10 protein-coding genes are annotated in these 12081 nt (G+C 69.9%); 6 read left to right on the top strand and 4 right to left on the bottom strand.

Features of this window, described 5'->3' with window-relative positions:
* From QCD75_RS20940 to QCD75_RS20930, 3 genes are all read right to left on the bottom strand, one after another.
* A partial coding sequence (locus QCD75_RS20940; RefSeq protein WP_301231419.1) for a hypothetical protein occupies positions 1–232 on the bottom strand: 232 nt, incomplete at its 3' end.
* A complete protein-coding gene (locus QCD75_RS20935; RefSeq protein WP_301231418.1) occupies positions 225–3593 on the bottom strand; it encodes a glycosyltransferase family 2 protein in 3369 nt (1122 codons plus the stop codon). The genes QCD75_RS20935 and QCD75_RS20940, both read right to left, overlap by 8 nt.
* A 29-nt stretch (positions 3594–3622) precedes the next feature.
* Positions 3623–4165 carry a WhiB family transcriptional regulator gene (locus QCD75_RS20930; RefSeq protein ID WP_264196903.1) on the bottom strand — a complete coding sequence of 181 codons (543 nt, stop codon included), beginning with the start codon at positions 4163–4165 and terminating at the stop codon, positions 3623–3625.
* A gap of 349 nt (positions 4166–4514) precedes the next feature.
* Here QCD75_RS20930 and QCD75_RS20925 point away from each other — a divergent pair, with 349 nt between their 5' ends.
* Entirely contained in the window at positions 4515–5219 is a 705-nt protein-coding gene (locus QCD75_RS20925) for a TIGR03089 family protein (protein WP_301231417.1), read from the top strand.
* Between the two features lie 105 nt (positions 5220–5324).
* On the opposite strand, the gene QCD75_RS20920 is transcribed toward QCD75_RS20925, so the two are convergent.
* Complete coding sequence (locus tag QCD75_RS20920) at positions 5325–5918, bottom strand: GtrA family protein (protein ID WP_301231416.1); 594 nt, start codon at positions 5916–5918, stop codon at positions 5325–5327.
* 255 nt (positions 5919–6173) lie between these two features.
* Here QCD75_RS20920 and QCD75_RS20915 point away from each other — a divergent pair, with 255 nt between their 5' ends.
* From QCD75_RS20915 to QCD75_RS20895, 5 genes are all read left to right on the top strand, one after another.
* On the top strand, positions 6174–7322 hold the full coding sequence (locus tag QCD75_RS20915) for a 5-(carboxyamino)imidazole ribonucleotide synthase (RefSeq protein WP_301231423.1): 1149 nt from the start codon (positions 6174–6176) through the stop codon (positions 7320–7322).
* Positions 7323–7411: 89 nt separating this feature from the next.
* Positions 7412–7936 carry a 5-(carboxyamino)imidazole ribonucleotide mutase gene (gene purE, locus QCD75_RS20910; protein WP_301231421.1) on the top strand — a complete coding sequence of 175 codons (525 nt, stop codon included), beginning with the start codon at positions 7412–7414 and terminating at the stop codon, positions 7934–7936.
* A gap of 10 nt (positions 7937–7946) precedes the next feature.
* Positions 7947–9605 (top strand): LCP family protein, encoded by a 1659-nt coding sequence (locus QCD75_RS20905; RefSeq protein WP_301231415.1) that lies wholly within the window; start codon positions 7947–7949, stop codon positions 9603–9605.
* Between the two features lie 57 nt (positions 9606–9662).
* On the top strand, positions 9663–10955 hold the full coding sequence (manA, locus tag QCD75_RS20900; RefSeq protein WP_301231414.1) for a mannose-6-phosphate isomerase, class I: 1293 nt from the start codon (positions 9663–9665) through the stop codon (positions 10953–10955).
* A gap of 4 nt (positions 10956–10959) precedes the next feature.
* Positions 10960–11952 carry a lipid II:glycine glycyltransferase FemX gene (locus QCD75_RS20895; protein WP_301231413.1) on the top strand — a complete coding sequence of 331 codons (993 nt, stop codon included), beginning with the start codon at positions 10960–10962 and terminating at the stop codon, positions 11950–11952.
* Positions 11953–12081 lie beyond the last annotated feature (129 nt).

The raw sequence follows: 12081 nt of genomic DNA, 5'->3' as shown, positions 1-12081 counted from the left end.
CCCCCCCCCCCCCCCCCCCCCCCGCCGCGACGAGGACGACGGCTGAGAGGACACCGGCCAGCCGCCCGGCGCGCGGACCTGCCTTCAGCCGGGGCAGCCGCGCCCCGGCCGCCCCGCGGTCGGGCCGGCCGGTTTGCGCCGGCAGCGGGCCGGCGGGGCTGCCGCCGCCGTCGGGCGTGAAGGCGTCGGGTGTGACGCTGGCGTCGTTCGCGGGGGTGTCGTCCCTAGGCATGTTGATGTTCCTTACGCAGGGAGCCTTCGTCCCTGGAGAGGCCGGTGTTCGGCCGACGGGCAGGCATGGGGATGGCAAGCAGGGCGGTCAGGCCAATGATGACGGCCTGGGCAACGCCGGTCCAGATGGCCCACGGCGCTTCGTAGCGGAGGCTGAGCTGCCCGCCCTGCGCGGGCAGGGTGAAGGCCTGTGCCCAGCCGGAGGTGGCGTCGGTAAGGCGCCGGCCGTCGAGCCAGGCGCTCCAGCCCGGATCGGCGCGTTCCGCCAGCACCACGAGCCGGCCTTCCGGCCCGGCGGGCACCGTGGCATCGGCGGATACCGTCTGGGACGGGATCAGCCCGACGGTGGCACCCGCGCCGTCGACGATCCGGACGCGGTGCGCGACGTCGGCGGCCTGGATCACCGGCTGGTTCAGGGGGCTGATCCGCCAGAGCCAGCCGACATCGGTCTTGCCGACGGCGACGAGCCCGGGGACGGCGTCCATCCGGCTTGCCGTCAGCTGCGCGGCGGTGTCTGCGGCCCGCAGCACCACGAAGCCGACGCCGAGCTGCTCAAGTTCCGCGCGGGGATCGACGCCCTGACCGGCGACGATGGTGGCCACGACGTTGCGGACGGACGCGGCAACGGCGTCGTCGTCACGGACGGTTTCCTGCCCCGGAGCACCCATGATCGGGCGGGCGGCGGCGATGGTGGACAGTCCGTCGAGGGTGGTGCCGGCACCGCGCATCAGCGCGGCGTCATACGTTTCGTTTTCGCCGGTGGAAATGATGAGGGTGCGGGCCTGTTCCGGCCCCTCGCCGCGGTCAATGGCCGTGGCCGGGAGGGTCCGGGACTCGGCCGGCTGCACCAGCCGCAGGGCGCCAAGGGAACCCCCGCCGGGCATCCCGGACCCGGCGGCTTCCGCGGCGGCCGGGGTGGCCTGGGGCGCGAGGTTTTGCGCGGCCCACACGGTCAGGCCCGCAAGCGGGCCCGCCAGCAGGAGGACCATGGCCGTTACGGCGGTGGTGCGGACCAGGATCCTGCGGCCCACCGTGGCGGCGGCGGCCCGGTCGGCGGAGTCCAGCAGGCCCGCCGCGCCGATCAGTGCCGCGCCCAGGACGACGAAGGCCGCGGCCGACACTGCGGGTCCCGTGAAGGGAGTGACCAGGACGCTGGCGCTGGCTCCGGTGGCGATCTGGCCGCTGAGCCAGCCGCCGGCCAGCAGCAGCAGTGCCGCGGTCCAGAGGGCGCGGGCAGTCCGCGCCGGCCGGACCGGCAGGAACAGGGCCGCCACCGCCAGAAGCAGGACGGGCAGACCGATCAGCAGGGCGAGCAGGAGCGCCCAGGGCACGGCCGAGCCCGCGCCGAATAGTGGCAGGCCGGTGAGACCGCCGTCGGCCGCGAAGCGCAGCGGCTGGCCCAGGGCCTGCTGCCACAGCGGTGCGGCGTCAAAGCCCAGCGGCAGGCCGGGGTCCGCGAGCAGGGCCCGGGGCCGGTCGATGGTGGAGGCCAGGAACGGCACGAACAGCGCGAGGCTGGGCAGCAGCGCCCACCAGACGGTGCGTCCGCGGCGGCCCAGGAGGGTGCCGCAGAGTGCCACGAGGACGACGGCGGGGAGCAGCAGGGAGGGCGCGGCCGCGGTCACGACGGCCAGTGCCATGCCGGCGGCCGCCGCAGCAGTCCACGAGGCGGTGCCGTTGACCCCGGGCTTGATCGGGGGCGCCTCGGTGAAGCGGCGCTCCCCCGGGGCCGGAACGGCGTAGCGTCCGCGTCCCGCGGCAGTGCCGGTGGCACGCAGCAGGGCCAGCACCAGCACCGGCATCATGACGTGGACCAGCAGCGCCCCGACGCGTCCCTGGTTGAGCGCGACCTGCAGGGCCGGCGCGGCGGCCCAGATGAGGGCCGCGGCCAGACGGAGACGCCGGCGCTGCGTCAGGGCACCTGCGGCGAACCAGGCGCCGAGGGCGGAGAGGGGCATGGCGAGAATCAGCAGCCAGCCAAGGGCACCGTTGGCGTTGCCGGCACCGAGCACGCCGAGGACCCACAGGACGTAGCCGAAGGGGTTGCCGTGGCCGGGAAGGCCGGCGCCGAGGGTGATCCACCAGCCGGAGGCATGGTTCCAGATCTCACCCAGCCGCAGCGAGACCGGAATCAACGCGCCGCCGGAGACGGCCTCGACCCGGAAAAGGCTCAGCAGGCCGATCAGGGAGGCCGCCGTGGTGATCAGGATCGCGAGCAGCGCGCCGTTGCCGACCCAGCCCCGCTCGGAGGTGGTGAGTGCGGCGAAGTCGTCGGCCGAGTCGCCGGAAGGTTGTTCGGCCAGCGGGTCGTTCCCGGCCGGGCTGTCCCCGGGGTCGTCCGCTCCGAGGGCTTCCATCAGGGAGCGGCGGTGGGCCCAGACCTCACGCCGCGGGGTCTGCAGCCCCTTGATCACGGAGCGCCGGATGCGGCGCGTCCGGGCAGCGTTCCGCCGCCCCCGGATCACTGCCGCGGGGCGTCCGAGAGCTCCGAATGTTGCCAGGAGCTGGGAGAAGCCGTGCCCCGGATCTTTGACGGCAATGCTCAGGACCAGCTTGAAGAGGCTGCCGAGCAGGGCGCCGGCCGCGTGCAGCGGCACCTTCCAGGCGGGGGCGTGCTTGAGCCTCAGGTACACCTGGGCCTTCCGGGCCGCCGTTGCGTTGCCCAGGGCGTGCGGGCGGTGCGAGACGTGGAACATTCTGGCTCCGGGGACCACCACCACACGGTGTCCTGCCAGCCGGTTCCGCCAGCAGAAGTCGACGTCGTCGCCGCTGCCGGGCAGGGCCGGGTCGAAGCCGCAGAGGTCCTCCCAGACGTCACGGCGGACAAGCATGCCGGCAGAATTGACCGCAAAAGTATCGCTTCGGCCGTCGTACTGTCCCTGGTCGAGCTCGTCGGCCTCGATGAGCGTCAGCCGCTCGGCCCAGCGGCTCGTGGAGAGCCCGACATCGATCAGACGGCGCTCCGAATGCCAGTCCAGCTGCTTGCAGCCGGCCACGGTGACGGACGGCGCCCGTTCCACGGCCTGAAGCAGCTCGGCGAGGGCCTCGGGAGCAGGGGCCGCGTCGTCATGCAGCAGCCAGATCCACTCGCCCGCCGGGCCGGCGGCCCGGCCGCTGCCGGGCATGCCGGCGTCGCCGCAGGGCGCGAGGGCGCTGAGGCCTGCCTGCACGGCTTCGCCCATGCCGTTGCGGGTCTGGTCGAACGTGGTGACGTTGGCTTTGCCGAAGGCCTGCTCGAGGAGGGCCGCGGAATTGTCGCGGGAGCCGGTGTCAACCCCGATGCAGGTATCCGCCGGCCGGGTTTGAGCCGCCAGCGCAGCGAGGGTCCTGGGGAGAAAATCACCGCCGTCGTGGGAAACCACGACGGCGGTGACTCGTACTTCCTGAAGAATTAGATTGCTCGCTTCCTAAGCCGGCGCCGCTCGCGCTCGGAGAGGCCACCCCAGATTCCGAAACGCTCGTCGTTGGACAGAGCGTACTCGAGGCACTGCGAGCGGACGTTGCATGCACCGCAGACCTTCTTGGCGTCGCGGGTGGAGCCACCCTTCTCGGGGAAGAATGCCTCCGGGTCAGTCTGTGCACAGAGGGCGTCCGTCTGCCAGCCCAGCTCGCCTTCATCGTCGAAGTCCTGCTGGGAGGGCAATCCGATCCAGACCGGCTGCGCGGTGGTGCCGGCATGGAGGGTCTGGAGTTCCATCGGCGGGTCGTGGAGATCGTTGTCCTGGTCGGGACCGGACAGAAGTTCGTCGTGCGCCGCGAGGAACGCGGTCGCCTGGTCCTGCAGTGAGTCCTTGGTGTGCTCGTTGTAGCGTTCGGCCGCGTCCGGATCGGCCGGATCTACATACCAGTCGCTCGGCACTCCGCGTGAACGGTATTTGGCCGTGGCCTGCCCAGCAACGACGGCCTCTTCATGGATACGCTCTGCTAGCCCCATTGGCGTTTCCTCTCTGATTTTGCAGCCTTTAACGGACCCTTGGACACTCGGTTGAGGGCCGGTTTCTGCGCATTGGCTTTCGATACCTAATTACACGTGTGTAAGTATCCGGGAGTCAAGCCAAGGCGGAGATAATAATCAACTCAATCCGCAAATCCGGGGCACGCCACGCCCGGGATTTTTCCGCCCCGGCCCGGAGAACACGCGGAATAATCAGGGTGCTGAGCAGTTTGCAGAATTTTTCCTGAATTTCCGCGGAACTTCTCGACACGGGCCGGGGATCGAGCCCGGCCGCCCCCGGGATGCGTATGACGGAGATCACATGCCGCCGCCGTGGCAAGATGAAACCATGAGCATCCCGGCAATCGAACTGATGACAGCCCTGCGTTCCGGCCAGTCCACCTCCCCCCGGCTGACCTGGTACGGGCCTGAGTCCGAGCGGGTGGAGCTCTCCGGCCGGGTGCTGGACAACTGGGTGGCAAAGACCGGAAACCTGCTGCAGGACGAGCTCGACGCCGAGCCCGGGACACGGCTGCGGCTGGACCTGCCGGCCCACTGGAAATCCCTGATCCTGGCCCTGGCCGCCTGGCAGCTCGGCATGGAGGTCGTGTTCGACGACGCCGAGGCCGAGCTGCTGGCAACCGCCAATCCGGGCCCCGGGGCGGCGCAGGGAGCATTCGACGCCGTCGTGGCAGTGGCGCTGCCGGCGCTGGCCATGCGCTGGCCGGGCGAGCTGCCCACCGGCGTCGTGGATTATGCCGCCGAGGTGCGCTCCCACGGTGATGTCTTTATGCCGCATGTGGAACCGGAGGCATCGCGGCGGGCCGTCCTGGGCGCAACAGGGGCGGCGCACACACATGGGGAGCTGCTGGGATCCTTCGCCGCGTCGCATGGCGCAGGTGTGCGGCTGCTGGTTCCGGCGGGCGACGGACTGGAGCACGCCCTGGCCCAGTCCCTGGGCGCCTGGAAGAGCGACGGGTCCGTGGTGCTGGTGCACCCCGCCGTCGCGGTGACGGAGAAGCTGCTCGCGGACGAACGGGTCAGCGGCAGCTGACCGCGTCCCCGGGGGAGCTGAAGGCTGCCTCCCGGGGCGGCTGAACGTTCTTCCCGGCCGGAATGTTCTTCCCGGCTAGCGGGGCACATCCTGCGGACGAAGCCCTCAGGCGGGCGGGCCCGGCAGTTCCGGATCCTTGACGGCCCGGCTCTGGACGACCCTGCCCTCGACGGCGCGCTGCCCGACGGCTGCGCCGGGCTGGGTGTGCGGATGCCGTTCGATGATCTCGTGGTCGTGGGAGAACTCCGGCTCATCGTCGAGTTCCTTGTTGAAGACCAGGAACCGGTACGCGAAGAAGCGCACCACCGTGGCGACCAGGATGCCCACAACGCCGGCAGCGAACAGCATGTTCTTGTCCGTGACGCCGAAGCTGTACTTGGCCAGGGCCGTGAAGCCGGTGGAAATGCCGATCCCGATGCCGTTGATCAGGATGAACATCCCGAACTCGCGCAGCACATTGTCCTGGCGGCGGTGCCGGAAGGTCCAGAAGCGGTTCGCGATCCAGGAGAAGACGGTTGCGATGCTGGCACCAACGAACCGGGCCTTGGCCTCGCTGTCGGTCATCGGCCCGTGCATCAGGTAGTACGTGAGTCCGTTGTCAATGATGAACGCAACACCGCCCACCGCACCGAACTTGGCCACTTCGCGCCAAAAGAGCGAGGCTAGCCCGCGCATGCGCTCGGTAAGTGTAGTAATCATGACCCTCCGTGGCCCTCTTGATCTGTCGGCCATTGGGCCAACTGCCCATTTTAGCGCCGTTTGCCGGGAACTCGCCCCGGAGCCCGGTTCGCAGGCCGCGGCTGCGCCGGGTCAAACCCCGCCGGAAAGCGCCCGATTACCCTTGCAACCCCGCACCAGGACTCCCAAAAGCCGGGATTTGGTGAGGTTTTCGGTAGGCTGGGGCTTGTGACTTTTCCTGTGATCGGTGTTGTTGGCGGCGGCCAGCTCGCCCGAATGATGGCCCCGGCGGCCACCGCCCTGGGCTTCGAGCTCCGCGTCCTTGCCGAAGGTGAGGACGTCTCAGCCGTCTCAGCCGTGGCCAACGCCCCGGTCGGTGATTACACCGATCTGGATCATTTGCTCGAGTTCTCCCGCGGCCTGGACGTCCTGACGTTTGACCACGAACACGTCCCCACGGAGCACCTCCGTGCCCTGCAGCGGGCCGGCGTCAACGTCCACCCCGGACCGGATGCGCTGGTCAACGCCCAGGACAAACTCGTGATGCGGGCGGCTATCGACAGGCTCGAACTGCCCAACCCGCGCTGGGCCTCCGTTGACGACGTCGCCGCGCTGATCGCATTCGGCGACGACACCGGATGGCCGGTGGTGCTGAAGACCCCGCGCGGCGGCTACGACGGCAAGGGCGTGCGGATCGTCGGCTCCGCGGCGGACGCTGCGGACACCGCGGACTGGTTCGCAGCGATGTCGCCGCTGCTGGCCGAGGCCAAGGTGGAATTCAGCCGCGAACTCTCCGCACTGGTGGCACGCACCCCGGACGGTGAAGCGCGGGCCTGGCCCGTGGTCCACACGATCCAGGTCGACGGAGTGTGCGACGAAGTCATCGCCCCGGCCCTGGACATCCCGCTGGAGGTTGCGGCCGCGGCGGAGAACGCCGCCCTCCGGATCGCCAGCGAGCTCGGCGTCACCGGCGTAATGGCCGTGGAATTGTTCGAAACCCCCGGCGTGGGAACAGGATTCCTGATCAACGAACTCGCCATGCGTCCCCACAACACCGGACACTGGACGCAGGACGGTTCCGTGACGAGCCAGTTTGAACAGCACCTCCGGGCGGTCCTCAACCTGCCCCTCGGCGCCACGGACCTGCTGGGCCCCGTGGTCGTGATGAAAAATTTCCTGGGCGGCGAGAACCAGGATCTGTTCTCCGCCTACCCCGCAGCCCTGGCCAGCGACCCCGCGGCCAAGGTCCACTGTTACGGCAAGGCCGTCCGGCCGGGGCGCAAGATCGGGCATGTCAACCTCGTCGGCGGTTCAGTGGCTGACGTCGACTCCGTCCGGGAACGCGCCACCACCGTCGCGAACATCATCCGGAACGGACGGGCCCGTCCCCGCACCACAGGCGGAACCCACGAGGAGAACGCATGAGCGCGAGCAACACCAGCAGCACGGCACAGTCCAGGGACCCCCGGCTCGCGGCAGCGCCGGACGCTGACGCCCCGATCGTTGGTCTCGTGATGGGTTCGGACTCCGACTGGCCCGTGATGGAGGCCGCCGCCGAGGCCCTCGCAGAATTCGGCATCCCCTTTGAGGCCGACGTCGTCTCCGCACACCGGATGCCGCTGGAAATGATCAGGTATGGCCAGACGGCCCATGGGCGCGGGCTGCGCGTCATCATTGCCGGCGCCGGCGGCGCAGCCCACCTGCCGGGCATGCTCGCCTCCGTCACACCGCTGCCCGTCATCGGCGTGCCGGTGCCGCTCAAGACGCTCGACGGCATGGACTCCCTGCTCTCCATCGTCCAGATGCCCGCCGGCGTCCCGGTCGCGACCGTCTCCATCGGCGGCGCCCGGAACGCCGGTCTTCTGGCCGTCCGCATGCTCGCCTCTGGCACGGATCCCCTCGCAGCCCGGCTCCGCGCCGAACTGCTGGACTTCGCCCAGGAACTCAATGACGTTGCCACCCGGAAGGGCGCGACCCTGCGGCAGAAGGTGAGCGAAGTCTTCGCCGACGGCAACGTCGTCACCCGGGGCAGCCGTTAGGGATCGCCAGATGACCAACAGTTACGCCCCCTCCCGTCAGCAGGAGCCCCGGAACCGGACGGCTGCGCCGTCGCTCTCGGATCCCGTCCGCCATCCCTCGGGAGCGGCTGCTCCGGTCCTGACCAAGCGGGCCTTCCTGCTGGTCCTGATGACACTGCTGGTGCCCGGCAGCGCCCAGATCGTCGCCGGCAACCGGCGGCTGGGGCGGACGGCGCTGCGCGTCACGCTCACGGTCTGGTCGCTGGCCATCCTGGCGGCAGTGCTGCTCGTGGTGTCCCGGCCGACGCTGATCAACATGATCACCGGACCGGTCACCTCGCTGCTGCTCGTCATCGGCCTCGCGGCACTGGCGATCGGCTGGGCGGCCCTCTTCCTCAACACCCTGCGGCTGATCCGTCCTGTGCTGCTGACGCCCCGGGTGCGCCCCGCCGTCGTTGTCGCCCTGGTGCTGGCGATGGTCCTCAGCAGCGGTTCGCTGGGCTACGCCGCGTACTTGCTCAACGTCAGCCGCGACGCCATCGGCAACATCTTCTCCAACGGACCGACGATTGAGCCCTCGGAGGGCCGGTACAACTTCCTGATGATGGGCGGCGACGCCGGGGCGGACCGCACCGGCCGACGCCCGGACAGCCTCTCGGTCATCAGCGTCGATGCCAAGACCGGGAAGACCGCCATCATCTCGGTGCCCCGCAACCTGCAGAACGCGCAGTTCAGCGAAGGCTCCCCGATGCGCAAGCTCTACCCTGACGGCTACAACTGCGGCGACGAATGCCTCATCAACGCCATCAACACCGAGGTCACCAACGAGCACCAGGACCTGTACCCCGGCGTGGCGGACCCGGGCGCACAGGCCACGATGGAAGCCGTATCCGGAACCCTGGGCATCAAGGTCCAGGCCTACGTGCTGGTGGACATGGAGGGCTTTTCCAAACTCATTGACGCCATGGGCGGCATCCGGATCAAGGCCGGCGGCTGGGTCCCGCTCAGCGGCCCCACGGTGGACGAGGCCAACGGCATCCACGGCATGCCGATCGGCTGGATCCGCGCCGGCGAACAGACCCTCGACGGCTATCACGCGCTCTGGTACGGCCGCTCGCGCGAGTTCGTCGACGACTACGCCCGCATCCAGCGCCAGCAATGCGTCCAGCAGGCCATGCTGAAGCAACTGGATCCGGCCACCCTGCTGGCCAAGTTCGAGGACATCGCCAAGGCCGGCACCAAGGTGGTGGAGTCCAATGTGTCCGCGGGCCAGCTCGGAAGCTTCGTGGACCTCGCGATGAAGGCCAAGGGCCAGGAAATGAGCCGGCTGACCATCGGACCGCCCGACTTCGACGCGTCCTTTTCGACCACACCGGACTTCGACAAGATCCACCAAAAGGTCGATGCCCTGCTTGGGCCCGCCCCTGCGGCCGGCGCCGCGGACGACGGCATCCGGCCCCAGGACGCGGCGCCCGGGCCGCTGTCGGCAGCCGGCGGGGTGCCGCGCACCCCGCCCGGTACGCAGCACGGCACCCAGCCCGCGGAGTCGACGGCGGACTTCACCCCGGTGACCACCACGCCGGACGGCGAGCCGATCACGGTGGAGATGCTCAACCAGTTCAAGCGAAACGGCGATGAACAGTCCATCCGCGACCTGGTCGCCACCAACGGCCAGTGCGCGCCGCTCTAGCTCCAGTGACGAATCTTTCCGCAGCAGGCTTCCGTAACAGATAGGGACACCCAGGCAGTGTACGAACTCGAGAATGCCCTCCGGCCCTATGCCTGGGGATCCAGGACAGCCATTGCCGGGCTGCTCGGCCGGTCGGCCTCCGGCGGCCCCGAGGCGGAGCTGTGGATCGGCGCGCACCCGGACTCCCCGTCGGTGGCGCTCAGCCCGGCCGGTGCCGGATCGACGGGCGCCCACGCTGCAGTCGCAGACGACGGCGGACGCCTGGCATTGGATGCGCTGATCGCGGAAGATCCGGAGCACCATCTGGGCAGCGACAGCGTGGCCGAATTCGGTCCCCGGCTTCCGTTCCTGCTCAAGGTCCTGGCCGCCGACAGCCCGCTCTCCCTCCAGGTGCACCCGACCCTGGTGCAGGCCCGGGCAGGGTACGCCCGCGAGGAGGCCGCCGGCGTCGACCGCGCAGCAGCCGAGCGCAATTACAAGGACAACAACCACAAACCGGAGATGATCTTTGCGCTGACACCGTTCGAGGCGCTGTGCGGCTTCCGGCCCGCGGCGGACGCCCGCGCCGTCTTCCAGCTGCTGGTGGCCGATTTTGAGCTGGCCGGCCTGGAGCTCCCCCCGCTCGTTCCGCTGCTGCTGGCGGATCTTTCCCGGCCCGAGGAGGCCACGGCCCTGCGCTCGGCCTTCGAACGGCTGATCTCCGGCGGTGGCGAGGTGGCGGAGGCGACTGCCGCGGTTGTCGCTGCCTTGATGTCCGGCGCCCCGACGGCGCCGTACCAGGCCGAGCTTTCCACCGTTGTCACCCTCAATGCCCAGTACCCGGGCGACCCGGGGGTGCTGATTTCCCTGCTGCTCAACCGTGTCTCCCTGGCGCCGGGCGAGGCTGTCTACCTGCCGGCCGGAAACGTCCATGCCTACCTGCACGGCCTCGGCATCGAGGTCATGGCCTCCTCGGACAATGTGCTGCGCGGCGGGCTGACCCCGAAGTTCGTCGACGTGCCGGAACTGCTCCGCACCATTTCCTTCGAGAGCGCCGTCGTGCCGATGCTCAGCCCCGAGACCACGATGCTGGGGCAGGAAATCTTCCGGCCGCCGTTCCGCGAGTTCCAGCTGCAGCGCATCGAGCTCCGGCCCGGCGCGGAGCCCGTCCCGCTGGCACAGTCGGGAGCCGCCGTCATCATTGTCGTGGCCGGATCCCTGCTCCTGGACTCCCCCAAGGGCGAGCTGCGGCTGGAGCGCGGCGCGAGCGCCTTCCTGCCCGCGGCCGAGGCCCCGGTCAATGCCCACGCCGTCTCCGGCGCAACCGGGACAGCACTGGCCTTTGCCGTCACCACCGCCCTGAAAGCCTGAGACCGTGGACCACTTCCTGCAGAGCCCGGGATGGGCCGGTTTCCAGCGCAGCCTCGGCCGGACCGTCCACGAGCGCTCCGGCCCAGGCTGGAGCTTCCTGGCCATCGAGGAAAGCAACCCGGCCGGGAAACTCCTCTACGCACCCTACGGCCCGGTGGCCGCTACCCTCGCCGCGTTCGACGCCGCGCTGGCGGCACTGACGGCGCTGGCCCGCAGCTGCGGGGCCGTGTTTGTCCGGATTGAACCGGTGGACGCGGGCTTCACGGCCGCGGACGCCGATGCCGTCCTGCGCGCACGCGGGCTCCGGCCCGCCCCGGCCAACCAGCAGCCCGAACTGAGCTGGATCGTGGACCTGGACCGGGACTTCAAGGACGTCCTCGCGGACATGAAGCCGGCGAACCGCAACCTGTACCGGAACATCCACAAGAAGGGCGTGACGTTCCGCGCCAGCCAGGACCCGTCCGAGGTCTCCGTGCTGCTGGACTTCCTGCACCTGACGGCGGCCCGCAACGGCTTCAAGCCGCAGAGCGATGACTACCTGACACAGGTCGCCCGCTCGCTGATGCCGGCCGGTGCCGCGACACTCTTCGTTGCCGAGCTGGAGGGCGAGCCAATCGCCGCCGCCCTGGCCTACGACTCCGGTGACACCCGCACCTATGCCCACGCCGCGCTGGATGACACCCACCGCAAGCTCAGCGCCGGAATTCCGCTGCTGGTCACGCTGATGGCCGATGCCAAGGACAAGGGCCTGAAGCAGGTGGATCTTTGGGGGGTGGCACCGGCGGACCAGCCCGAGCACAAGTGGGCAGGGTTCACGGCCTTCAAGAAATCCTTCGGCGGCCGCGAGGTCTCGTACCCCGGGACCTGGGATCTGCCGGTGCGGAAGCTGCACTACGGCGGGTACCAGCTGGCCAGACAGGGCGCACAGGCCGCCCGCCGCGGCGTCCGGGCAGCCAGAATGCTGCCGGTCCGGCTGCGGAGCGCCCTCCGCCGGTAGCCCCCGCCCACTGGACATGCCCCGCGCTCGCCCTGGCACGTGGACATAAGCACACTATGTCCAACCCCGGGCCCGGCCACTGGGCATGCCCCCGGAGGCATCGCACGCCCGCACTGGACATGCCCCGCG

The organism is Arthrobacter sp. PsM3 (assembly GCF_030433895.1).
In the GTDB taxonomy this organism is placed as follows: domain Bacteria; phylum Actinomycetota; class Actinomycetes; order Actinomycetales; family Micrococcaceae; genus Arthrobacter.
The sequence above is the reverse complement of the archived record's forward strand: the minus strand, read 5'-3'. Positions and strand labels throughout refer to the sequence as shown.

Excerpts from the sequence above, each read along its gene's own strand:
- QCD75_RS20920 (WP_301231416.1), bottom strand. The coding sequence starts at position 5,918 with ATGATTACTACACTTACCGAGCGCATGCGCGGGCTAGCCTCGCTCTTT.
- QCD75_RS20925 (WP_301231417.1), top strand. The coding sequence starts at position 4,515 with ATGAGCATCCCGGCAATCGAACTGATGACAGCCCTGCGTTCCGGCCAG.
- QCD75_RS20905 (WP_301231415.1), top strand. The coding sequence starts at position 7,947 with ATGACCAACAGTTACGCCCCCTCCCGTCAGCAGGAGCCCCGGAACCGG.
- QCD75_RS20930 (WP_264196903.1), bottom strand. The coding sequence starts at position 4,165 with ATGGGGCTAGCAGAGCGTATCCATGAAGAGGCCGTCGTTGCTGGGCAG.
- QCD75_RS20915 (WP_301231423.1), top strand. The coding sequence starts at position 6,174 with ATGATGGCCCCGGCGGCCACCGCCCTGGGCTTCGAGCTCCGCGTCCTT.
- purE (WP_301231421.1), top strand. The coding sequence starts at position 7,412 with ATGGGTTCGGACTCCGACTGGCCCGTGATGGAGGCCGCCGCCGAGGCC.